Source organism: Streptomyces sp. NPDC107538, from assembly GCF_055657445.1.
Map to the genome: position 1 here is coordinate 24609 of NZ_JBVKAY010000019.1, position 20185 is coordinate 44793.

Genomic DNA, 20185 nt, shown 5'->3' on the forward strand with positions numbered 1-20185 from the left:
TACGGCCCTTTCGGGCCGAAAAAGCAGGGGCGCAGCCCCGCTTTTTCAGGGGCGCGGGGAACTGCGCGAGAAGCCCCACCGGACGGACGTCTGGGGGTCGAAGGGGCGCAGCCCCTGGGGATGGGACGGGTAGGGGCGGCGGGGGCGAGAAAGGTCAGGACGCGAACAGTCGTACGGGCCAAGCCGCATGCACCTCCGCCCCGATCTCCAACAGGGGCCCGGAAGCCGCAGGCAACTCCCCCGCCCCCCGAGCCGCCTCCACCGCCGCCCCCACCACCACATCCATCTCGGGAGCCAACCGCGCCAACACCCCACTCGCCTCGAACGGATCCAGACTCAGCAACCGCACCACCGCACTCGCCACCCCGCTCACACTCTCGTACACGGAGCAGTACGCCGCGTCATCCGCCCCCAGCCCGGCCGCACGAGCCACCACCCCCAACACCACCGGCTGATGCGCCCCCTTGGGAAACGCCCGCGCCAGCGCGTCCAGTTCGGCCGACGGCCACGTCGCCCGCGCCGCCCGCGTCAACTGCCGCCCCAGCTTCCGCGAAGCGACCCGCAGCGCGAGCGACGGCGTACGGGCGTCGGCGGCCGTATCCAGCTCGACCGGATCGCCCCCCAGCGCGGCAGCGGCGGCGAGGGACGCCGACACCAGCCCGGCCGTGTGCAACCGCCCCCGGCAGAACGCCTCCAGCTCCTCCGCCCCGGTGATCCGCCCGGCCTTGACGGCCGCCTCGGCCCCGCCGGAGTGCGCGTGCCCCCCGGCGGGAAACCGGCCGTCGGCCAGTACGAGAAGAGTCGCCCTGCCCATCAGCACCCACCCATCAGAATCCGCCCATCAGAATCGGCCCATCAGAATCGGCCCATCAGAAGAGGAAGTACCGCTGGGCCATGGGCAGTTCGGCGGCCGGTGTCGCCTCCACCAGCTCCCCGTCGATGTGCACGGCGAAGCTGTCGGGGTCGACCCGCACCTCGGGCCGCGCGTCGTTCTCCCGCATGTCGGCCTTGGTGACCCCGCGCGTCGACTCGATGGCGACGAACCGCTTCCCCAGCGCAAGCCGCTCCGGCAGCCCGTCCTCGACGGCGAGCGGCGCCACGAAGTTGAAGGAGTTGGCGGCGGGCGCCCGCCCGATGGCACCGAACATGGGGCGCGGCAGGATCGGCTGCGGTGTGGGGATGGACGCGTTGGCGTCGCCCATCTGCGCGTACGCGATCTGTCCGCCCTTGATGACAAGCTGCGGCTTGACCCCGAAGAACGCGGGCTCCCATACGACAAGGTCGGCGAGCTTGCCGCTCTCGACGGACCCGATCTCCCGGGCGAGCCCCTGCGCGAGCGCCGGGTTGATCGTGTATTTGGCGACATAGCGACGTACCCGGTGGTTGTCCGCGCGCCCGTCGCCCGGCAGCGCGCCCCGCCGCCGCTTCATCACATGCGCGGTCTGCCAGGTCCGCAGGATGACCTCGCCGACCCGGCCCATGGCCTGTGCGTCGGACGAGATGATCGAGATCGCGCCGAGGTCGTGGAGGATGTCCTCCGCCCCGATGGTGGACGGCCGGATACGGGACTCGGCGAACGCGAGATCCTCGGGCACGGCCGCGTTCAGGTGGTGGCAGACCATCAGCATGTCGAGGTGTTCCTCGGCGGTGTTGACGGTGTAGGGCCGGGTCGGGTTGGTGGAGCTGGGCAGGACGTGCGGCTCGGACACCACGGTCATGATGTCCGGCGCGTGCCCGCCGCCGGCGCCCTCCGTGTGGTACGCGTGGATACCGCGTCCGGCGATCGCGGCGAGGGTGTCGCCGACGAAACCGGCCTCGTTGAGGGTGTCCGTGTGGATGGCGACCTGGATGCCGGTCTGTTCGGCCACCGTCAGCGAGGCGTCGATGACGGCCGGGGTCGAGCCCCAGTCCTCGTGCAGCTTCAGGCCGAGGGCGCCGCCGCGGATCTGGGACAGCATCGCCTCGTGCGAGACGGTGTTGCCCTTGCCCAGGAAGCCGATGTTGAGCGGGTACCGCTCCATCGCCTCCAGCATCCGCGCGAGGTGCCACGGGCCGGGGGTGACGGTCGTGGCCTTGGAGCCCTCCGCCGGTCCCGTACCGCCGCCGACGAGCGTGGTGACACCGGACGACAATGCCTCGTCGGCGATCTGCGGACAGATGAAGTGGACATGGGCGTCGACGCCGCCGGCGGTGACGATCCGCCCGTTGCCCGCGATGATCTCCGTCTCGGGGCCGATGACCAGGTCGGGGTGGACGCCGTCCATGGTGTCGGGGTTGCCGGCCTTGCCGATGCCGGTGATCCGGCCGTCGCGGATGCCGATGTCGGCCTTGACGATGCCCCAGTGGTCGATGATCACCGCGCCGGTGATCACCGTGTCCGGGGTGCCCTCCGCGCGCGTGGCACGCGCCTGGCCCATGGATTCGCGGATGACCTTGCCACCGCCGAACACGGCCTCGTCCCCGGCGAGTCCGGGACCGCCGGACCGGTCCTCCTCGATCTCCACGAGCAGATCGGTGTCGGCCAGCCGGATACGGTCACCGGTGGTCGGGCCGAACAGGTCCGCGTACGCGGCACGCGAGATCTCAGGCATCGAGAGCACCTCCGGTCTCCCCGCGCAGTCCGGGCACGACGCGGGCGCCGGTGAGCGGGACGAGTTCCACGGCGACGGGGATCCCCGGCTCGAACCGCACGGCGGTGCCGGCGGCGACGTTCAGCCGCAGCCCGCGCGCTGCGGCACGGTCGAACTCCAGGCCGGGGTTGGCCTCCGCGAAGTGGTAGTGGGAACCGACCTGGACGGGCCGGTCGGCGGCGTTGAGGACGGTCAGCCGGGTGACCTCACGGCCCTCGTTGTACACGATCGGGTCCTCGGCGAAGAGGATCTCTCCGGGAATCATGGACGGCTCATCCCCCTCAGACGATCGGGTCGTGGACGGTGACGAGCTTGGTGCCGTCCGGGAAGGTCGCCTCGACCTGGACGTCGTGGATCATCTCGGGGATGCCCTCCATGACGTCGTCCCGGGTGAGCAACTTCCGCCCGGACACCATGAGTTCGGCCACCGTGCGGCCGTCCCGGGCGCCTTCGAGGATGTGCGCGGTGATGAGCGCGACGGCCTCGGGGTGGTTCAGCTTCAGGCCACGGGCCCGACGCTTCTCCGCCACGTCGGCCGCCACATGGATCAGCAGCCTCTCCTGCTCGTGCGGGGTCAGTTGCACGGCGTCCACCTCACATCCTCGCTCCGGACCGTGCGGGGTCCGGTTGCCTCGCCACCGGGCAAATTCGCTGGTGGCGTGGCCGCAGGCTAATTGGGCGGCGTTTCGGCGACGTTAACCGGACCGTGATCCACGCACGCGACCCCGCAGCCTCGCAGTCCCTCCCCGGCCCGCCCCGGCCCGCCGTGCCGCGCCTCGCCGTCCGCCCCGCTCAGTCCCGTGCCTTCGGATCCCCCATGCTCGTCAGTGCCTTCACGCCCAGCTCGACCACCTGGATCGGTACGTCCCCGAACAGCGCGTACTGGGCGGCGAAGCCCTGGGCGAGCGCGACCATCGTGCGCGCCACGCTGAGGGCCGGGATGTCGGCGCGCATCATCCCCGCGTCCTGGTACCCCTCGACGATCTTCACCCAGGGCTTGCGGACCGCGGCGAACCCGTCGACGAGGATGGCGTGCAGCTCGGGGTTGCGCAGGGTCTCGCCCCACACCTGCACCATCAGCCTCGGATACAGGGACTCCTTCGTCTCCCCCAGCGACGGCTGCTCGTGCAGGATCCGGCGCAGGACCGCCCCGATGAGGACGTCCGGGGGCGGGGGCGGGCTCTGCGTCGCGGCCTCCTCGAAGGCACCGCGCACCCGGTCGAGCACCTCGCCGACGATCGCCGCGATCAGCTCCTCCTTGCCGCTGAAGTAGCGGTAGACCGCCCCGGCGGAGAGGTCGGCCTCCTTCAACACGTCCTGCATCGAGGTGGCATGGAAGCCGTTGCGGGCGAAGCAGCGGGCGGCGGCGTCGAGGATCTGGCGGCGGCGGGCGTCGAGGCGCTCCTGGGATACGCGGGGCATGCCCCCCAACGTAAAACGAACGTTCCTTCTTGACAAGCGCCACCCCCGGGAGCATGGTGAAGTCAAGAAAAACGAACGATCCTTCTTTTTAGCGACTCCCACCTAAGGAGAGCCATGTCCGCCCCGTCCGCTGCACCCACCGCGACCCCGGCCCACTCGGCACCCCCGAGCCGCCGCATGGTCGCGATCATCGTCCTGGTCCCGGTCATCGCGGCGCTCGCCCTCTGGGCCTTCGCCTGGCCCAACGCCCGCACCGCCCCCCGCGACCTGCCGCTCGGCGTGGCCGGGCCGGCGACCGCTGTCGCCCAGGTCGAGCAGCAGCTGGAGCGGCGGGAGGGCGCGTTCGAGATCCACCGCTACGCCGACGAGGCGGCCGCCCGAGAGGCGATCGAGGACCGGACCGTATACGGCGCGGTGGTCGTCACCCAGGCCGGGCCCAAGCTGCTCACCGCCTCGGCCGCGAGCCCGATGGTCGCCCAGTTGTTGCAGCAGGCGGTGGTCCAGCAGGCCGCCGAGGAGGGCGTCGAGGTCACGACCGCCGATGTGGTGGCCGGTTCGACGAACGACCCGCGCGGCTCGGCCTTCGGTTCGAGCGTGCTGCCGCTGGCCCTGGCCGGCACCGCCTCCGGCGCGATGGTCACCGTGCTCGGGCTGCGCCGGTGGCGTGCGGCCGGCGCGCTGGTCGGGGCCGCCGTCCTGGTCGGTACGGCCGCCACCGCGATCACGGACAGCTGGCTCGGTGTGCTCGGCGGGCACTGGTGGGCGGAGGCCGGCGTGCTGAGCCTGGCGACCCTGGCCGTCGGGGCCACCGTGGCCGGATTCGCCTCCCTGCTGGGCAGGGCGGGCCTCGGACTGGGCGCGCTGCTGATCGTGTTCCTCGGCAACCCGTTCGCGGCCGCCTCCTCGGCACCGCAGCTGCTGCCCGAGCCGGTGGGCACGCTCGGTCAGCTCCTGCCGCCGGGCGCGGGCGCGTCACTGCTGCGCTCGGTGTCCTTCTTCGACGGCGCCGCCGCCCTCACCCCGACCCTGGTCCTCATCACGTGGGCGACCCTCGGCCTGGCCGCCGTACTCCTGGGTGACCTGCTCAAGCGGCGCCCGAAGGCCACGGAACCCACGGAGCGGACCACCGCCGCCCCCACACCGGCCTCGGCACCGGCCTCGGCCTCGGCCTCGGCCTCGGCCCCGGCACCGGCGCACTGACCCGCCCACGCGACCGAGCCCGGCGATCACCACGCCGACACCGCCGACCACGCAGACCGGCCGTGCGCCCCCGCTGTAGCGGACGGGGACGCACGGCCTCTTCGTCACGGCCTCTTCGTCACGACGCACCGCTCCCTACGAAGCCCCCGGCCCCCGATGCTCCGCCGCGATACCGAACCGCTGCTGCTCCCTCGCCGTCGCCGGCGCGACCTCGCGGACTCGGGAGACGGCGCTGATCACCGGCTCGTCGGCGGGTTCCTGGAGCGCTTCGAGCTGCTCCAGATCGGCGGCGGAGACCAGGGCGACGAGGGGCTTTCCGTGCCGCGTCACGACGACGCGCTCACCGCCGTAGACCACGCGGTTGATCAGATCGGCGAGCTCAGCCCTGGCTTGCGTCACCGGAATCTCGTAGGCCATGGAGTCCAGCTTAGACCGGGCGCCGCGTACCGCCCTGAGCGGAAGATCCCATTCTGGCCCACGGCGACCACTCCGTTCGTACGATCGGGCTCGACCTCCCACGGGAGGCGTCCATGACAACCGAAGACAGGGGGATCCATGTCCAGCGTTTCCAGGCGTTCACTGCTCGGGTACTCGGGATCGGCGGCGGCGGGGGCCGTGCTCGCGGCGAGCGGCACGGCGGAGGCGGCCACGGCGGTGGGCGCGAGTGCCGAGGGCGGCGAGAGCGAGGCGGCGGCGGTCGACTTCCCGGAGGGCACGAGGTTCAGCGGAACGGTCCGGATGCCCGGCACCGAGATGACGGAACTGACCGTCAGCTTCTCCGTCGCCGCCTCGGAAGCCCCGGCCGCGCAGCGGATCACCGCGCTGGAGGTGGCGGAGGCCCTGAACGAACTCGCCGCCACCCGCGGCTGGCCGCCGGTCACCTTCTACGGGACCCCCGCCCCGGCGCCACTCAACTGAGGACCGCTCGCCCCAGCACCCACTCGACCGGGCACGATCCCACGCAAGATCCCCGCGGAGCCTCGCCCCGCGGGGATTTTCGCTTTCAGCCGATCCCGCCCCTTCCCCCTCCTGCCCCCTCCCCCCGGCTACGTACGTCCTGTACATTTTTTACAGAAGTCGATCAGAGGAGGCGCTCCCATGCCCGCGAACCGCCCGTCGGCCCGTCATGTGCTGCCCGAGTTCACCGAGCGCACCAGTGCGGGTCACCGAACGATGGATCCGTACTCGAAGCTGCTGGAGGAGCGGATCGTGTTCCTCGGGACGCCGATCGACGACACCTCGGCGAACGACGTGATGGCGCAGTTCATGCACCTCGAGTACCAGTCGCCGGACCGCGACATCTCGCTCTACATCAACTCGCCGGGCGGCTCGTTCAGCGCGATGACGGCGCTCTACGACACGATCCGCTTCGTCACCTGTGACGTGGAGACCATCTGTCTGGGGCAGGCGGGTTCGGCCGCCGCGGTGCTGCTGGCGGCGGGCACGCCCGGCAAGCGGTTCATGCTGCCGGGGGCACGCGTGCTGATCCATCAGCCGGAGGTGACCGACCGGATCGAGGGGCAGACGAGCGATCTGGTCATCCAGGCCCAGGAGTTGACGCGCAACCGCCGGATGCTGGAGGAGATGCTCGTCCGGCACACGGGGCGGAGCCCGGAGCGGATCAGCGCCGACATCGAGCGGGACATGTTCCTCGACGCCGAGGCGGCGGTGGCGTACGGCCTGGCCGACCGGGTGATCCCGAGCCGTAAGGGTTCGCACACGCTCCCCGGCGCGAGGTGAGGCGCGGATGCTGCCACCCGAACTGCCGCCGCTGCCCGCGCTCACCCGCGCCGAGGCGGAGCTGATCGACCGTTACCTGGACGTGGTCGATCTGCTCGGCCGGATCAATCCGGCGCGTCCGGGCGACACGTACCGCGGGTTGCGTGCGGCGCAGGCGCTCGTCGCCAAGGCGATCGCACTGCGCGAGGCGCTCGAACTGATGCACAAGCGTGGGGAGAACGAGGTGCACGCCCCGACGCTCGCGCGAGCTCTGCGGGTTCTCGACGGGGAGCGGCGGGCCGGCCGGGTGGCCCTGCCGCCGGAGCCCGAGGACTCACCGGCCTGAACCGGGCGACTCACCCGCCGAGGACGGGGCGACTCACCCGTCTGAACCGATCGCGGGCCGTTCGCCGTACTACTGACGGAGTGTCCGGTCCGGGTTTCGCGCCCTCCGGACGGCCTACCACGATCGACCCATCGGCCCATACGTCATGAGGACCTGTGAAGTTGCGCAACATGCCTGGTACATGGCCGGAACGCATCATTCCGGTGCTGGTGCGGACCTCCTCGACCAGTGGGACACACCAGCCGAAAAGGCTCTGTCCACCCGAACGGTCGAGTGGTGAGTAAGACCACAAATCCACGGTTCCGTTGGGATTTTCGGACGTCCGTACGCCAAGATCCCTTCCTGACGACAAGCCCCCGCCGCAGCGGCGGGGCGATCCGGGTGGACGCCGAGTCCTGCCGCTACCCGGATGACCGGTCGACAGGAGTGCATCGGCAGGAGTGGAGGACCCAAGCACGACGGGTCGCCGGAACGGTCACGCCATGACCGGGCCGAGCAGCCCTTGGGGTGAAGCCGCGTCAGCGGCCGGGCAACTTCGCCAGCCCGAATCCGACAGGTCATCCTTCACAGGCGGCTGACGAAGGGTTGCGCATGACTGCGCTGAATCGTGTCCCGTCGCTGTTGACCCGGGCCGGCACGGCCTCGGCTCTGACCATCGCCGCTGTCAGCGGCAGCATCGTGGTCCCGGGCGCCGCATCCGGCGCCGAGGCCGCCACAGTGGCGTCGAAGGCACTCAAGGTCGCGGCTTCCAAGAAGGGCTCCCCTTACAAGTACGGCGCCACGGGCCCGGGCAGGTTCGACTGCTCAGGGCTGACGCTCTACTCGTTCAAGAAGGCGGGCAAGAAGCTGCCCCGTACTGCTCAGCAGCAGTACAACAAGACGAAGCACATCTCCGCGAGCAGCCGCAAGCTCGGAGACCTGGTCTTCTTCCACTCGGGCTCGAACGTCTACCACGTCGGTATCTACGCGGGGAAGGGAAAGATCTGGCACTCGCCGAAGACGGGTGACGTCGTCCGGCTGCAGAAGCTCTGGACGAAGAACGTCTGGTACGGCCGGGTCCGCTGACCCACCGTCGGGGGCGGCGGAGGGCTCCGCCGCCCCCGACAGGCGTGCTACCGACAGGCGTGCTACCGACGGGCGTGCCACGGCTGGATCTGGTTACCCGTCCGCCCATGGCCGACGAACGCACCGTCCCCGCACGCAACGAGACCCCCCTCGAACGCGCCGACCGCAATTTCTCCGAGTTGCTCCAGGAGTTGCGGGTCACCCAGACCGGGGTGCAGATCCTCTTCGCGTTCCTGCTGACGCTGGCCTTCACGCCGCGCTTCCCGGACCTGGACTCCGTACAGCGCGCCACCTATGTCACCACCCTGCTCCTCGCGGTCCTCGCGGCGGCCCTCTTCACCGCCCCGGCCGCACTGCACCGCTCGCTCTTCGGGCAGAACGCCAAGCCCGTCATCGTCCGGGTCTCCTCCCGGCTGGCAGGCACCGGCCTGGCGGTGCTGATATTCGCCTTCGCCGGATCCGTCCTGCTGGTCGTGGATGTGACGCTCGACCGGACGGCCGGCATCCTCGCCGGTACCGGCACACTCGTCGGATGTGTGTTCCTGTGGGGTGTGCTGCCGCAGCTGGTGGGACGCGCGAAATCCCTCGGGTCCGAGAAATCCCCCAGGTCCGCGGAATCCCCCCGGTAAGCGGACTCTCTCAGGTCTCCTGGGGGCCGCCTGCCGTGACCGGTTGCACGGGGACCGTCCACGGAAGTTCGATCGCCACCGTCTTGCCGCCCTCCCGCGTGGGTCTGACGCTCAGCCTGCCGCCGCACTCGGCGGTCAGCCAGCGGATGATGACCATGCCCCGGCCGTTGTCCTGCTGGACGGCGGCCGGCAGCCGTTTCGGGAAGCGTGGATGGCTGTCGGTGACGCCGATGCGCAGGTGCTCGTCGCGGTCCAGCGCGAGGTCCACCGTGAAGGTGGGCGACTGGCCCAGGGTGTGCTGGACGGCGTTGGTGGCGAGTTCGGACACGATCAGGCGCACGGTGTCCGCGATGTCGGTGTCGCCCGGCAGGCCCCATTCGGCGAGCACACTGGCGACGTAGTTCCGGGCCGCGGACACCGAGGCGGGATCGCTCGGCAGAGTGACGGATGCTTCCAGGTGATCTGCCATGGCGAGGCGTCCCTTTCCCACGGGACCGGTGTCCGACAGGGAGCGGATGGTTCGACTACGGTCCCGGACTGGTGCTTCGCGCCAGACTGCCACTACCTGGGCCGTCTCGGGTGGCGATCCACCAAGATATGCATATATCTGTCGCTCGAAGCGGTGAACTATCCGACGGCCGACCGTATTTGGGTGGGGGTTTCGTCCATCCTCTGTCGTCACCCCGACTTCCGTCGTCGTCCCGACTTCGCGCACCGGGTGGAAGGAGAGTCCCATGCAGTACGGTCCGGCGGTGCGCCGCCGCAAGCTCGGTGCCGAGTTGCGTGTCCTGCGCACCCGTTCCGCGCTCACCAGTATCGAGGCGGCCCATCGGGTGGGCTGGCACCAGTCCAAGGTGAGCCGGATCGAGACGGGCGCCAGCGGGGTGAAGCCCGCGGACGTACGCAAGCTCCTGGACGCGTACGGCGTCGACGACACCGAGTTACGGGAGCTGCTGCTGGCGCTCGCGGGCTCCGAGGACGGCGGCGGGCGGCACAACTGGTGGCACGCGTACCGGGGTGTACTGCCGCCGACGTACCGGGACTTCATCAGTCTGGAGTCGCAGGCCGGCGGGATGCGGACGCTGGAGACCTCGGTGGTGCCGGGGCTGCTGCAGATCCCCGAGTACGCGCGGGCGGTGACCCGGGCCGCGGTGGAGGGGCTGGAAGACGACAAAATCGACGCGCTCGTGGAAGTGCGGCTGGCGCGGCAGGAAGTGCTGCGCGGGAACCCGCCGATGCGGCTGAGCGCGGTGCTCGACGAGGGCGTTCTCCGACGTGAGGTGGGCGGGCCCGAGATCATGACCCGGCAGCTGGTCCGTCTGGTGGAGGCGGCGCGCCTTCCCCAAGTGCGACTGCAGGTGCTCCCGTTCACTGCCGGGGCGCATATCGGCGTCACCGGGCCTTTCGTAATTTTCTCATTTAGGAGCACATCTGATCTGGACGTGGTTGTTCTCGACCACTTGACGAGTAGCCTCTACCTCGAACGGAAAGAAGACCTCAAGGCGTATGTCGAGGCCTTCAACACCCTTCAGATCCACGCCCTTTCGCCCGAGGACTCGTTGGATTACATCGCCGGGCTAGCCGCCGGCGCGTAAGGAGGCACCATGTCCGCACTGCCTCGGAACGTACCCACCAGTACCGAACTGCGCGGAGTGCGATGGCTGCGCAGCAGTCGCAGCACCGGAATGAACAACTGCGTGGAGACGGCCCGTCCCGGGCCCGGCCGCTGGGCCGGTCTGGTGGCCGTACGCGACTCGAAGAACACGGCGGGGCCCGCCCTGCTGTTCGACCCCGACGCCTGGGAGGGATTCATCACCACGCTGCGGTGACCCCCACCGACAGCGCGAGCACTTCCGCTTACGGCGACGCTCGGCCGGGACGCCGACTCACGGTCGCGTATCGCCGATGATCCCCACGGCTCGGTCGATCTGCCCCCGCGTGAGATCCGCGCGGGCGGTCAACCGCAGCCGCGAGACGCCGTCGGGCACGGACGGTGGGCGGAAACAGCCGACGGCGAGACCCGCCGCCCGGCAGTCGGCCGCCCAGCGCACCGCCTGATCCGGCGACGGCGCGCGCACGGACACCACGGCGGCGTCGGGCCGCACCGCTTCATGGCCCGACGCCGTCAGCCGTGTGTGCAGCTCCCGCGCCACCTCCCGGGCCCGCCCGGCCCGCTCGGGCTCACGGCGCAGCAGCCGCAGCGCGGCGAGCGCGGCACCGGTCGCGGCCGGGGCGAGGCCGGTGTCGAAGATGAACGTCCGGGCCGCGTTGACCAGGTGGTCGATGACCTTCGCCGGGCCGAGGACGGCACCGCCCTGGCTGCCCAGCGACTTCGACAGTGTGACCGTCACGACCACGTCGGGGTCGCCCGCGAGTCCGGCCGCGTACGGCGCGCCCCGACCCCCGTCGCCCAGGACACCGAGCCCGTGGGCGTCGTCGACGACGAGCCCGGCGCCGTACTCCCGGCAGGCGGCGGCGAGGGAGGCCAGCGGGGCGGCGTCGCCGTCCACGGAGAAGACCGTGTCGGAGACGGCGAGGGCGGGCACCCCGCCGCCCGTGCCGAGCGCCTTGCGGACCGCCTCCGGGTCGGCGTGGGCCACGACCTGGGTGGTGCCCCGGGCCAGCCGGCAGCCGTCGATGAGGGAGGCGTGGTTGCCCGCGTCCGAGACGATCAGGGAGCCGTGCGGGGCGAGCGCGGTGACGGCGGCGAGGTTGGCGGCGTAGCCGGAGGAGAAGACGAGGGCGGCCTCGAAGCCGCAGAAGTCGGCGAGTTCCCGCTCCAGTTCGCCGTGGAGTTCGGTGGTGCCGGTGACGAGCCGGGAGCCGGTGGCCCCGCCGCCCCACCGGCGCGCGGCCTCGGCGGCGCCCTCGGTGATCTCGGGGTGCCGGGCCAGACCGAGGTAGTCGTTGCTCGCGAGGTCCAGGAGCGGCGAGTCGGCCGGCCGGGGGCGCAGGGTCCGTACGAGCCCGGCCCGGCGGCGCGCGGAGGCCTGCTCGTCGATCCAGCCGAACGCCATGGGTCCTCCGGGGTGGTGTGGCGGGCGGGTGCCGTGGGCAGCCCGCGGCACCGGGCCGTGGTGGACGGCGCGGCGGGGGCTTTTGTAGGCAGTGCACAGACACTAACGGCAGGACCGGCCGCTCACGATGTGGTGATACCCACACGCCGATCCCACTCTGTTGTCCGAACTCTCCTTGGCCGGGAGCGGTCCCGTAGGACAGGATCGGCTCTCATGGACCTGCTGAACACGCTGGTGGACAAGGGGCTCAGGCGCGAGCCGCCGAGCCGTGCCGAGGCGCTCGCCGTCCTCCGCACCTCCGACGACGAACTGTTGGACGTGGTGGCCGCGGCCGGGAAGGTGCGCCGCCACTGGTACGGGCGCCGGGTGAAACTGAACTATCTGGTCAACCTCAAGTCCGGTCTCTGCCCCGAGGACTGCTCCTACTGCTCCCAGCGGCTCGGCTCCACCGCCGGCATCCTCAAGTACACCTGGCTCAAGCCGGACGAGGCCTCCCAGGCCGCCGCGGCCGGGCTCGCCGGGGGTGCCAAGCGGGTCTGTCTGGTGGCGTCCGGGCGGGGTCCGACCGACCGGGACGTGGACCGGGTCTCCGACACCATCAAGGCGATCAAGGACCAGAACGAGGGCGTCGAGGTCTGCGCCTGTCTGGGTCTGCTCTCCGACGGGCAGGCGGAACGGCTGCGTGAGGCCGGCGCGGACGCCTACAACCACAACCTGAACACGTCCGAGGCGACCTACGGCGAGATCACGACGACCCACACCTACGCCGACCGGGTGGACACCGTCCAGAAGGCGCACGCCGCCGGACTGTCGGCCTGCTCCGGGCTGATCGCGGGCATGGGCGAGAGCGACGAGGACCTGGTCGACGTGGTCTTCTCGCTGCGCGAACTGGACCCGGACTCCGTGCCGGTGAACTTCCTGATCCCGTTCGAGGGCACCCCGCTCGCCAAGGAGTGGAACCTCACCCCGCAGCGCTGTCTGCGCATCCTGGCGATGGTCCGGTTCGTCTGCCCGGACAGCGAGGTGCGGATCGCGGGCGGCCGCGAGGTCCATCTCCGCACGATGCAGCCGCTGGCCCTGCACCTGGCCAACTCCATCTTCCTCGGCGACTACCTGACCAGCGAGGGCCAGGCCGGCAAGGCCGACCTGGAGATGATCGCGGACGCCGGGTTCGAGGTGGAGGGCACCGACCAGGTGACGCTGCCGGAACACCGGGCGCACGTCGCCGCCGCCGCCGTCGCCGCCGGTGGCGGCTGCGGGTCGCAGGAGGGCGCCGGGTGCGGGTCGCACGCCGGTGGTGGCTGCGGGGCGCACGCGGAGGAGCAGGGCGCGGGCGCGGGTTGCGGGTCGCACGCGGGGGGCGGGGTGTGCGGTTCCGCCGCCGAGGCACCGGCCCCGGTCCCGGCCGCCCAGGCTCCGGGCGCCGTCGCGGCCCCGGCCGGCGAGGCCCGTACGGACCTGGTGGCCGTACGCCGCCGGGGTGCCGGAACCGATCTCGCGCCCAATGCCTGATCTGCCCGGCCTGAGCGTGCCGGAGCTGCTGGAGCTCGATCGGCGGCATGTGTGGCATCCGTACGGGCCCATGCCGGGCCGGCAGGAACCGCTCGTCGTGGAGTCGGCGAGCGGGGTCCGGCTGAAGCTCGCGGACGGCTCGGGCGAGCTGGTCGACGGCATGTCCTCGTGGTGGTCGGCGATCCACGGCTACAACCACCCCGTCCTCAACGAGGCGGTGCGCGAGCAGCTCGGCCGGATGAGCCATGTGATGTTCGGCGGGCTCACCCACGAGCCCGCCGTACGGCTGGCGAAGCACCTGGTCGACCTGTCCCCCGAGGGCCTTGAGCATGTGTTCCTCGCCGACTCGGGGTCGGTCTCCGTCGAGGTCGCGGTCAAGATGTGCCTGCAGTACTGGCGTTCGCTCGGCCGCCCCGGCAAGCAGCGGCTGCTGACCTGGCGCGGCGGCTATCACGGGGACACCTGGCAACCGATGTCGGTGTGCGACCCCGAGGGCGGGATGCACGAGCTGTGGCAGGGCGTCCTGCCCCGGCAGGTGTTCGTGGACCCGCCGCCGGCGGAGTACGAGGAGTCGTACGCGGAGTCGCTGCGCTCGGCGGTCGAACGGCACGCCGGTGAACTGGCCGCCGTGATCGTGGAGCCCGTGGTGCAGGGCGCGGGCGGGATGCGGTTCCACTCCCCCGCGTATCTGCGGGTGCTGCGCGAGGCGTGCGACGCGCACGACGTGCTGCTGGTGTTCGACGAGATCGCCACCGGGTTCGGGCGCACGGGCGCGCTGTTCGCGGCGGACCACGCGGCGGTGACGCCGGATGTGATGTGCGTCGGCAAGGCGTTGACCGGCGGTTATCTGACCATGGCGGCGGCCCTGTGCACGGCCCGGGTGGCCGACGGGATCTCCCGGGGCGAGGTGCCGGTGCTGGCCCACGGCCCCACCTTCATGGGCAACCCGCTGGCGGCGGCCGTGGCCTGTGCCTCGATCGAGCTGCTGCTCGGTCAGGACTGGCTCACGGAGGTCAAGCGCATCGAGACGGGCTTGCGCGAGGGGCTCGCGCCGGCGCGCGAGGTGCCGGGCGTGAAGGACGTACGCGTCCTCGGCGCGATCGGGGTCGTGCAGCTCGACCACGCGGTGGACATGCGGGCGGCCACGGAGGCGGCCGTGCGCGAGGGCGTGTGGCTGCGCCCGTTCCGGGATCTCGTCTACACGATGCCGCCGTACGTCACGGGCGACGAGGACGTGGCGCGGATCGCGCGCGCGGTGTGCGCGGCCGTGCGGGAGGGATGACATGGCGATCCTGGTGATCACGGGGACGGGCACGGAGGTCGGCAAGACCGTCACCACGGCGGCCGTCGCGGCCGTCGCCGTGGCGGCCGGCCGGTCCGTGGCCGTCCTCAAGCCCGCGCAGACGGGGGTACGGCCGGACGAGCGCGGCGACGCGGACGAGGTGGCCCGGCTCGCGGGCGCCGTGACAGCCCATGAACTCGCGCGCTATCCCGAACCCTTGGCCCCGGGAACCGCCGCCCGGCGGTCCGGGCTGCCGCCCGTGCACCCCGAGGACGTCGCCGAGGCGGCGGCCAAGCTGGCCGTGGACCACGAGCTGGTCCTGGTCGAGGGCGCGGGCGGCCTCCTCGTCCGCTTCGACGAGGCGGGCGGCACGCTCGCGGACACGGCCCGGCTGCTGGGGGCACCGGTGCTGCTGGTCGCCTCGGCGGGGCTGGGCACGCTGAACACGACCGAGTTGACGTCCCGCGAACTCGCCGCGCGCGAGCTGGAGTTGGCGGGCGTCGTCATCGGCAGCTGGCCCGGGACCCCGGATCTGGCGTCGCGGTGCAACCTGGCGGACCTGCCGGTGGTGGCGGATGCTCCGCTGGTGGGGGCGGTACCGGCGGGGGCCGGAGCCTTGGCCCCGGCCGACTTCCGCGCGGCGGCCCCGGGTTGGCTGGCACCGGCGCTGGGCGGGGTGTGGGACGCCGCCGCCTTCACGGCACACCAGAGCCTCGCGCCCCGATAGGGGCGCGGGGAACTGCGCGACCAGCCACGACGGACCCGCAGCCAACAGACGTCGGCACCCCTACGGCGCCGATTGCTCCCCCAACAACCGCACCAACTCGATCCGCGACCTGATCCCCAACCGCGAGAACACCCCCCGCAGATGGTGGTCGATCGTGCGCGGGCTCAGCAGCAGTCGCGACGCGATCTCCCGGTTCGTGGCGCCCTCCGCCGCCATGCGGGCGATCATCAGCTGCTGGGCGGTGAGGCGGGACGCCAGGGCCTCCGCGGCGGGCGCGGCGGCGGCGCGCTCCCCCAGGGCGCGGAGTTCCGCGCGGGCCTGGGACGCGCAGTGCGGGGAGCCGAAGTGGTCGAAGGCCTCCAGCGCGCTGTGCAGCCGGTCGCGTGCCTCGGTGCGGTTGCGGAGCCGACGCAACGCACTGCCGAACAGCAGTTCCGTACGGGCACGTTCGAAGTCGCGCGTGCCGGAGGCGTGCAGGTCCAGCGCGGTGCGGTAGTGCTCGACGGCCTCCTCCCCGGTCGCGAGGAGGGCCCGGCAGCGGGCGCTGAGGGCGAGGTCGTCGGCGCTGCGGACGGTACGGGCCCAGCGGTCGTAGTCGGCGTGCGCGGCGACGGCCACCCGGGTCTCGCCGGTGCGGACGGCGGCCTCGACGTAGTGCGGGGTGGCGATGTGCCGGATGGCCCGGTGCCCGTGTCCTGGACCGAACCCGGCGAGCGCGCGGAGGCGGGCGGCGGAGGCGGCGTACCGGCCGGTGCTCAGGTCGAGGAAGGCGAGGGCGAACATGGCGAGCGCGGCGGGCAGTCCGAGGCCGCGCTCCAGGGCGTAGGCGCGGGCGGACTCGGCGCGCTCCCTGCACACCTGTTCGTCGCCGGTGACGGCCGCGAACATCGCGAGGGCGGCCTGGAGGTGGCAGGCCCCGTTGTCCTGCCCGGTGGCATGGGCCTGGCGGAGGGCGTCCAGGGCGGCGGCCTCGGCGGCCTTGGGGCGCCCGGTCCAGAACTCGGCGTAGGCCCGGAACTCCATGGCCTGCGGGACGGTCACCGTCTCGCCCCGGGCCCGTGCGGAGGCGGCGGCGCGGGCGGTGGCGGTGAAGGCGCGGGTGTGGTCGCCGAGGAGGAGGGCGGCGATCCCGGAGTGGATGAGCTGGGTGGGGTCGCCGCCGGGACCGCAGCGTCCGGCGGCGGCTTCGAGGACGTCGCGGGCGTCGTCGTAGCGTCCCTCGAACGCGGCGGCGAGGGCGCCGAGGGTGCTGGGCGGGAGGATGCCGAGGCTGTCAGCGACGGCGGCGGCCTCCCGGCAGCGGCGGAGGTCCCCGGTGTAGATGGCGGCCTCGGTGGCTCGTGCCAGCAGATGGGCGGCCCGGTCCGGGGTGTGGTCGCCGACGTGCCGGACGGTGGCGGTGAGCAGGGCGTCGAAGGCCTCGGCGGCGTTGCCGGCGCGCAGGGCGAGGAGTCCGCCGAGGGCGTCGTCGTCGGTGGCGGTGACGAGGCGGCGGGCCCGGTCGCCGTCGCCGGACTGCCAGGCCTCGGCGGCGGCCTGGGCGAGCAGGGGCGCGCGTTCGGCGGGCTCGGGGGTGAGGCCGGCCGCGCGCTCGGCGAGGGCGGAGGCGAGGGCGGGGTCGCCGATGGCACGTGCCACCCGTGCCGCGAGGCGGAGTTCGGCGGCGAGGCGGCGGCTGGGGCCGAGGGCGGCGGCGGCCCGGTGCCAGGAGCGGCCGGGTCGCTCGCCCTCGCCGCTGAGGACGGCGGCGAGGAGGCGGTGGGCCTCGCGCCGGTCGGCCATGGACGCCGACTCGTAGACGGCGATGCGGGTCCAGGCGTCCCGGAAGACGATGCCCTGGGCGGTGGCGTGCGCGAGGCCCGCCGCCTCCGCCGTGTCGAGGGGGCGGGTGTCGAGGCGGGCGGCGGTGACGGCGCGCGCGTAGGCGTGGGTCGGCACCGGGTACTGGTCGGCGGCGGCGAGGAGCAGCAGGAAGCGGGTGTCGTCGGGCAGGGCCCGTACGTCCCGCCGGTGGGTGCGCAGCAGGGCGGGGGCCAGCGCCAGGGGCTCGGCGGGGAGCGGGTCGAGGCCCGTGAGCTGGCGTGGGGTGAGGGCGGCGGCGAGTTCCGCGGCGGCGCGCGGATCGCCGTGGGCGGCGTGCAGCAGTCGTACGCGCACGCCTTCGGACAGCGTGGGCACGGGGGCCGACGCTGTGTTCGGGCTCGACCACACGTTCATGGGGGGCGGTGGCGAGCGATGCGGAAGTTGTGGGGGGTTCACCGGAGTCACCACGCTCATCACGTTACTGGCGGGTTAACCGACCAGTAAAGACCGGCGATTTCACCGATGCGGCGCGCGTAGACCCCGCTGACACTCCTGACGAACCCCACCCGTTTCAGGAGGCACCATGCATCGCCGCATGCGCCGTATCGCCACGGCCCTCGCGACCGTGACCAGCACGCTCCTTCTGTCGCTCTCGTTCTCGGCGTCCTCCGCCCAGGCCGCCACCCACAATCCGGTCGTCTTCGTGCACGGACTGAGCAGTTCGTCCAGCAGCTGGGACGACTGGATCGCGTACTTCAAGGCGGACGGCTACACGTCCGCGGAGCTGTACTCCTGGTCCTACGACTGGGGCCAGTCGAACGCCACCACGGCGGCACAGCTGAAGACCAAGATCGACAGTGTGCGCGCCGCGACGGGCGCCGCGAAGGTCGACGTCGTCGTGCACTCCATGGGCGCGCTCAGCTCCCGTTACTACCTCAAGAACCTCGGCGGGACGTCGTACGTGGACGACTTCGTCTCCACGGCCGGTGTGAACCACGGGACGACCGTCGCCGGTTGGTGCCGCTGGCTCTACACGTCCTGTGGCGAGATGTACACCGGCAGCTCGTTCCTGACCTCGCTCAACTCCGGTGACGAGACACCGGGCAGTGTGTCCTACGCCAGCTACTGGTCGAACTGCGACGACGCGCTCACCCCGGACACCAGTGCGATCCTCAGTGGCGCGACGAACGTCGAGGTCGGCTGTGTCTCGCACAACGAGATGAACAACGACGAGGGGATCTACGACCAGGTCCGGGCCTTCATCGCCTGACCCCGCCCGTCCGGCGGTCACCTCATGCCGTACGCCCCACACCCGTCGCACAGTCGTTCCCCACGGCTGTGCGACGGGTGAGCCGGTGCTTCCCGGGGGACAATCGCGGTATCTGCCGCCTTCTTCGGGAGGTCCTCATGGCCCGTGCCCGCGCCACGAAGGACGCCGTGCACCACCCCCTCTTCGCCCGGTTCTACGCCAGACTCAGCGTGTCGGCGGAGCCGAGGATCGGGCCGCTGCGCGACGAACTGCTCGCCGGACTCTCGGGCCGGGTGATCGAGATCGGCGCCGGGAACGGTCTGAACTTCGCGCGCTATCCGGCCGCCGTCTCGGAGGTGGTCGCGATCGAACCGGAGCACTCCCTGCGGCGGTTGGCCCTGGAGTCCGCCCTGCGCGCCGACGTCCCCGTGGACGTGGTGCCGGGCGCGGCGGAGGCACTGCCGGTCAAGAGCGAGGCGTTCGACGCGGCCGTGGTGTCCCTGGTGCTGTGCAGCGTGCGGGACGTCCGGCGCTCCCTGAACGAGGCACGGCGGGTGCTGCGCCCCGGCGGTGAGCTGCGGTTCTTCGAGCACGGCCGGGGCGGCGGACGGGCGATGCGGTCGGCCCAGCGGGTGCTGGACGGCACGGTATGGCCGCTGCTGTTCGGTGGCTGCCACGTGTCCCGCGACCCGGTGGCGGTGATCCGGGCCGCCGGGTTCGAGGTCGGGCCGGTCCGGGAGGTCCTGGTGCCCGAGCAGGGGCCGCGGCTGCCCAGTTCCTACTGTGTGCTGGGCCGGGCCCGGCGGCCCGGTACCGCCGAGTCCACCGGCCTCACAGACTCCACTGGCGCAGCTCCTGGGTGATGTCGTGCACGCTCGCCTCGCCGCTCTTGACCAGCCGGGCCAGTTCGCGGACCTGCTCGGCGGTGGTGACGACCTTGACGCCGCTGGCCACGAGGTAGCCGTAGGCGACGGCGGAGGCGAACAGCGCGTTGGAGCGCTCCAGCGCCGGGATGTGCAGCAGGAGTTGGAGGAGGGCGGCGGCGCGCGCGTGCGGGGTGTCGTAGACGGCGACGTCGAAGATCTGGGCCTCGTGGCGGGCGACGGCCGCGACGAGGGCGCCCCAGTCGGTGACCTGGGGATCTCCGGGCGTCTTGCGTTCGGCGACCATCAGGAGCCAGGCGAGGTCGATGCGGAGCTGACTCAAGGGATCAGCGACGTCCCTCGCGCCGGTCTTCGGGTCGGCCTTGGGGTTCGGTGCCGAACTCCTCGGCGAAGACCGCCTCGTACTGCTTCATGAAGTCGGCGGCGGACTCGACGAAGGTATGGCCCGCTTCGCCGGTGTCCTGCCGGACCAGTTCCTCGATGTACCGGTTCACACTCATCCCGCGCTCCAGGGCTCGTTCACGGGCGGCCCGGGCCGTGTCCTCATCCACCCGTACGTTCAGCTGGGTCTTGGCCATGGTTCGACGCTAGCGCCGGAGTGCTAGCGGAGGCAAGGGCGCCTTTGTCGCGCACTCCCTCTCAGCGCCCGCCGAGGGTCCCTTAGGGCCCCTAAGGGGGCACCTTGGGTGCCCCTTACATC

24 protein-coding genes and 1 riboswitch are annotated in these 20185 nt (G+C 71.9%); of the genes, 13 read left to right on the forward strand and 11 right to left on the reverse strand.

What is annotated here, in order from left to right; genetic code table 11:
- Nucleotides 1–154: 154 nt before the first annotated feature.
- From ACZ7MG_RS38970 to ACZ7MG_RS38990, 5 genes are all read right to left on the reverse strand, one after another.
- A complete protein-coding gene (locus ACZ7MG_RS38970) occupies nt 155–814 on the reverse strand; it encodes an urease accessory protein UreF (protein ID WP_471395448.1) in 660 nt (219 codons plus the stop codon).
- Nucleotides 815–869: 55 nt separating this feature from the next.
- Entirely contained in the window at nt 870–2591 is a 1722-nt protein-coding gene (locus ACZ7MG_RS38975; RefSeq protein WP_471395449.1) for an urease subunit alpha, read from the reverse strand.
- Nucleotides 2584–2895: an urease subunit beta gene (locus ACZ7MG_RS38980; RefSeq protein ID WP_471395450.1), complete on the reverse strand. Its 312-nt coding sequence runs from the start codon at nt 2893–2895 to the stop codon at nt 2584–2586. The genes ACZ7MG_RS38975 and ACZ7MG_RS38980 overlap by 8 nt, the downstream gene beginning before the upstream one ends.
- Before the next feature lie 16 nt (nt 2896–2911).
- The gene (locus tag ACZ7MG_RS38985; protein ID WP_471395565.1) at nt 2912–3214 is read right to left on the reverse strand and encodes an urease subunit gamma; all 303 of its coding nucleotides are present in this window, start codon (nt 3212–3214) and stop codon (nt 2912–2914) included.
- A gap of 208 nt (nt 3215–3422) precedes the next feature.
- Nucleotides 3423–4052, reverse strand: a complete 630-nt coding sequence (locus ACZ7MG_RS38990) for a TetR/AcrR family transcriptional regulator (protein ID WP_471395451.1) — start codon at nt 4050–4052, stop codon at nt 3423–3425.
- A gap of 114 nt (nt 4053–4166) precedes the next feature.
- Here ACZ7MG_RS38990 and ACZ7MG_RS38995 point away from each other — a divergent pair, with 114 nt between their 5' ends.
- Nucleotides 4167–5252: an ABC transporter permease gene (locus ACZ7MG_RS38995; RefSeq protein ID WP_471395452.1), complete on the forward strand. Its 1086-nt coding sequence runs from the start codon at nt 4167–4169 to the stop codon at nt 5250–5252.
- 135 nt (nt 5253–5387) lie between these two features.
- On the opposite strand, the gene ACZ7MG_RS39000 is transcribed toward ACZ7MG_RS38995, so the two are convergent.
- A complete protein-coding gene (locus ACZ7MG_RS39000; protein WP_471395453.1) occupies nt 5388–5669 on the reverse strand; it encodes a type II toxin-antitoxin system Phd/YefM family antitoxin in 282 nt (93 codons plus the stop codon).
- Nucleotides 5670–5807: 138 nt separating this feature from the next.
- On the opposite strand from ACZ7MG_RS39000, the gene ACZ7MG_RS39005 reads away from it, so the two are divergent.
- The 5 genes from ACZ7MG_RS39005 to ACZ7MG_RS39025 all read left to right on the forward strand — a co-directional run bounded on the left by ACZ7MG_RS39005 (nt 5808) and on the right by ACZ7MG_RS39025 (nt 9011).
- Entirely contained in the window at nt 5808–6170 is a 363-nt protein-coding gene (locus ACZ7MG_RS39005) for a hypothetical protein (RefSeq protein ID WP_471395454.1), read from the forward strand.
- 180 nt (nt 6171–6350) lie between these two features.
- Complete coding sequence (locus ACZ7MG_RS39010) at nt 6351–6992, forward strand: ATP-dependent Clp protease proteolytic subunit (protein WP_471395455.1); 642 nt, start codon at nt 6351–6353, stop codon at nt 6990–6992.
- Nucleotides 6993–6999: 7 nt separating this feature from the next.
- The gene (locus tag ACZ7MG_RS39015; protein ID WP_471395456.1) at nt 7000–7317 is read left to right on the forward strand and encodes a hypothetical protein; all 318 of its coding nucleotides are present in this window, start codon (nt 7000–7002) and stop codon (nt 7315–7317) included.
- Between the two features lie 417 nt (nt 7318–7734).
- A riboswitch (cyclic di-AMP (ydaO/yuaA leader) is annotated at nt 7735–7905 on the forward strand.
- Between the two features lie 3 nt (nt 7906–7908).
- On the forward strand, nt 7909–8382 hold the full coding sequence (locus ACZ7MG_RS39020) for a C40 family peptidase (protein ID WP_471395457.1): 474 nt from the start codon (nt 7909–7911) through the stop codon (nt 8380–8382).
- 107 nt (nt 8383–8489) lie between these two features.
- Nucleotides 8490–9011 (forward strand): DUF6328 family protein, encoded by a 522-nt coding sequence (locus ACZ7MG_RS39025; RefSeq protein WP_471395458.1) that lies wholly within the window; start codon nt 8490–8492, stop codon nt 9009–9011.
- Nucleotides 9012–9021: 10 nt separating this feature from the next.
- Here ACZ7MG_RS39025 and ACZ7MG_RS39030 read toward each other — a convergent pair whose 3' ends face one another.
- Nucleotides 9022–9480, reverse strand: a complete 459-nt coding sequence (locus tag ACZ7MG_RS39030) for an ATP-binding protein (protein WP_086755566.1) — start codon at nt 9478–9480, stop codon at nt 9022–9024.
- Between the two features lie 265 nt (nt 9481–9745).
- Between ACZ7MG_RS39030 and ACZ7MG_RS39035 the strand changes: the two genes are divergently transcribed.
- Nucleotides 9746–10606, forward strand: coding sequence for a helix-turn-helix domain-containing protein (locus ACZ7MG_RS39035; protein WP_471395459.1), 861 nt, complete (start codon nt 9746–9748; stop codon nt 10604–10606).
- A gap of 9 nt (nt 10607–10615) precedes the next feature.
- Nucleotides 10616–10840 (forward strand): DUF397 domain-containing protein, encoded by a 225-nt coding sequence (locus ACZ7MG_RS39040; protein WP_471395460.1) that lies wholly within the window; start codon nt 10616–10618, stop codon nt 10838–10840.
- A gap of 57 nt (nt 10841–10897) precedes the next feature.
- On the opposite strand, the gene ACZ7MG_RS39045 is transcribed toward ACZ7MG_RS39040, so the two are convergent.
- A complete protein-coding gene (locus tag ACZ7MG_RS39045; protein ID WP_471395461.1) occupies nt 10898–12028 on the reverse strand; it encodes an 8-amino-7-oxononanoate synthase in 1131 nt (376 codons plus the stop codon).
- A 213-nt stretch (nt 12029–12241) separates the two neighbouring features.
- Between ACZ7MG_RS39045 and bioB the strand changes: the two genes are divergently transcribed.
- The 3 genes from bioB to bioD are packed head-to-tail and all read left to right on the forward strand — an operon-like array spanning nt 12242 to nt 15549.
- On the forward strand, nt 12242–13540 hold the full coding sequence (gene bioB, locus ACZ7MG_RS39050) for a biotin synthase BioB (protein WP_471395462.1): 1299 nt from the start codon (nt 12242–12244) through the stop codon (nt 13538–13540).
- Entirely contained in the window at nt 13533–14822 is a 1290-nt protein-coding gene (locus tag ACZ7MG_RS39055) for an adenosylmethionine--8-amino-7-oxononanoate transaminase (RefSeq protein WP_471395463.1), read from the forward strand. The genes bioB and ACZ7MG_RS39055 overlap by 8 nt, the downstream gene beginning before the upstream one ends.
- 1 nt (nt 14823) lies before the next feature.
- Nucleotides 14824–15549, forward strand: a complete 726-nt coding sequence (gene bioD / locus ACZ7MG_RS39060) for a dethiobiotin synthase (RefSeq protein WP_471395464.1) — start codon at nt 14824–14826, stop codon at nt 15547–15549.
- A 60-nt stretch (nt 15550–15609) separates the two neighbouring features.
- On the opposite strand, the gene ACZ7MG_RS39065 is transcribed toward bioD, so the two are convergent.
- Nucleotides 15610–17766 (reverse strand): LuxR C-terminal-related transcriptional regulator, encoded by a 2157-nt coding sequence (locus ACZ7MG_RS39065; protein WP_471395465.1) that lies wholly within the window; start codon nt 17764–17766, stop codon nt 15610–15612.
- A 169-nt stretch (nt 17767–17935) separates the two neighbouring features.
- Between ACZ7MG_RS39065 and ACZ7MG_RS39070 the strand changes: the two genes are divergently transcribed.
- Together ACZ7MG_RS39070 and ACZ7MG_RS39075 are read left to right on the forward strand one after the other, a co-directional pair.
- A complete protein-coding gene (locus ACZ7MG_RS39070) occupies nt 17936–18622 on the forward strand; it encodes an esterase/lipase family protein (protein WP_471395466.1) in 687 nt (228 codons plus the stop codon).
- Nucleotides 18623–18759: 137 nt separating this feature from the next.
- Nucleotides 18760–19464: a class I SAM-dependent methyltransferase gene (locus ACZ7MG_RS39075; protein ID WP_471395467.1), complete on the forward strand. Its 705-nt coding sequence runs from the start codon at nt 18760–18762 to the stop codon at nt 19462–19464.
- Here ACZ7MG_RS39075 and ACZ7MG_RS39080 read toward each other — a convergent pair.
- Both ACZ7MG_RS39080 and ACZ7MG_RS39085 read right to left on the reverse strand, forming a co-directional pair.
- The gene (locus ACZ7MG_RS39080; protein ID WP_471395468.1) at nt 19433–19807 is read right to left on the reverse strand and encodes a fic family toxin-antitoxin system, toxin component; all 375 of its coding nucleotides are present in this window, start codon (nt 19805–19807) and stop codon (nt 19433–19435) included. The two genes, ACZ7MG_RS39075 and ACZ7MG_RS39080, sit on opposite strands and share 32 nt — an antisense overlap.
- Before the next feature lie 4 nt (nt 19808–19811).
- Nucleotides 19812–20063 carry a toxin-antitoxin system HicB family antitoxin gene (locus ACZ7MG_RS39085; protein WP_471395469.1) on the reverse strand — a complete coding sequence of 84 codons (252 nt, stop codon included), beginning with the start codon at nt 20061–20063 and terminating at the stop codon, nt 19812–19814.
- Nucleotides 20064–20185: the final 122 nt, after the last annotated feature.

Coding starts and splice junctions, on each gene's coding strand:
- ACZ7MG_RS38980 (WP_471395450.1), bottom strand. CDS start 2,895: ATGATTCCCGGAGAGATCCTCTTCGCCGAGGACCCGATCGTGTACAAC.
- ACZ7MG_RS39015 (WP_471395456.1), top strand. CDS start 7,000: ATGCTGCCACCCGAACTGCCGCCGCTGCCCGCGCTCACCCGCGCCGAG.
- ACZ7MG_RS39070 (WP_471395466.1), top strand. CDS start 17,936: ATGCATCGCCGCATGCGCCGTATCGCCACGGCCCTCGCGACCGTGACC.
- bioB (WP_471395462.1), top strand. CDS start 12,242: ATGGACCTGCTGAACACGCTGGTGGACAAGGGGCTCAGGCGCGAGCCG.
- ACZ7MG_RS38990 (WP_471395451.1), bottom strand. CDS start 4,052: ATGCCCCGCGTATCCCAGGAGCGCCTCGACGCCCGCCGCCGCCAGATC.
- ACZ7MG_RS39085 (WP_471395469.1), bottom strand. CDS start 20,063: ATGGCCAAGACCCAGCTGAACGTACGGGTGGATGAGGACACGGCCCGG.
- ACZ7MG_RS39025 (WP_471395458.1), top strand. CDS start 8,490: ATGGCCGACGAACGCACCGTCCCCGCACGCAACGAGACCCCCCTCGAA.
- ACZ7MG_RS39045 (WP_471395461.1), bottom strand. CDS start 12,028: ATGGCGTTCGGCTGGATCGACGAGCAGGCCTCCGCGCGCCGCCGGGCC.
- ACZ7MG_RS39030 (WP_086755566.1), bottom strand. CDS start 9,480: ATGGCAGATCACCTGGAAGCATCCGTCACTCTGCCGAGCGATCCCGCC.
- ACZ7MG_RS39005 (WP_471395454.1), top strand. CDS start 5,808: ATGTCCAGCGTTTCCAGGCGTTCACTGCTCGGGTACTCGGGATCGGCG.
- ACZ7MG_RS39035 (WP_471395459.1), top strand. CDS start 9,746: ATGCAGTACGGTCCGGCGGTGCGCCGCCGCAAGCTCGGTGCCGAGTTG.
- ACZ7MG_RS39010 (WP_471395455.1), top strand. CDS start 6,351: ATGCCCGCGAACCGCCCGTCGGCCCGTCATGTGCTGCCCGAGTTCACC.
- ACZ7MG_RS38970 (WP_471395448.1), bottom strand. CDS start 814: ATGGGCAGGGCGACTCTTCTCGTACTGGCCGACGGCCGGTTTCCCGCC.
- ACZ7MG_RS39065 (WP_471395465.1), bottom strand. CDS start 17,766: ATGAACGTGTGGTCGAGCCCGAACACAGCGTCGGCCCCCGTGCCCACG.
- ACZ7MG_RS39020 (WP_471395457.1), top strand. CDS start 7,909: ATGACTGCGCTGAATCGTGTCCCGTCGCTGTTGACCCGGGCCGGCACG.
- ACZ7MG_RS39000 (WP_471395453.1), bottom strand. CDS start 5,669: ATGGCCTACGAGATTCCGGTGACGCAAGCCAGGGCTGAGCTCGCCGAT.
- ACZ7MG_RS38975 (WP_471395449.1), bottom strand. CDS start 2,591: ATGCCTGAGATCTCGCGTGCCGCGTACGCGGACCTGTTCGGCCCGACC.
- ACZ7MG_RS38995 (WP_471395452.1), top strand. CDS start 4,167: ATGTCCGCCCCGTCCGCTGCACCCACCGCGACCCCGGCCCACTCGGCA.
- ACZ7MG_RS39055 (WP_471395463.1), top strand. CDS start 13,533: ATGCCTGATCTGCCCGGCCTGAGCGTGCCGGAGCTGCTGGAGCTCGAT.
- bioD (WP_471395464.1), top strand. CDS start 14,824: ATGGCGATCCTGGTGATCACGGGGACGGGCACGGAGGTCGGCAAGACC.
- ACZ7MG_RS39040 (WP_471395460.1), top strand. CDS start 10,616: ATGTCCGCACTGCCTCGGAACGTACCCACCAGTACCGAACTGCGCGGA.
- ACZ7MG_RS39075 (WP_471395467.1), top strand. CDS start 18,760: ATGGCCCGTGCCCGCGCCACGAAGGACGCCGTGCACCACCCCCTCTTC.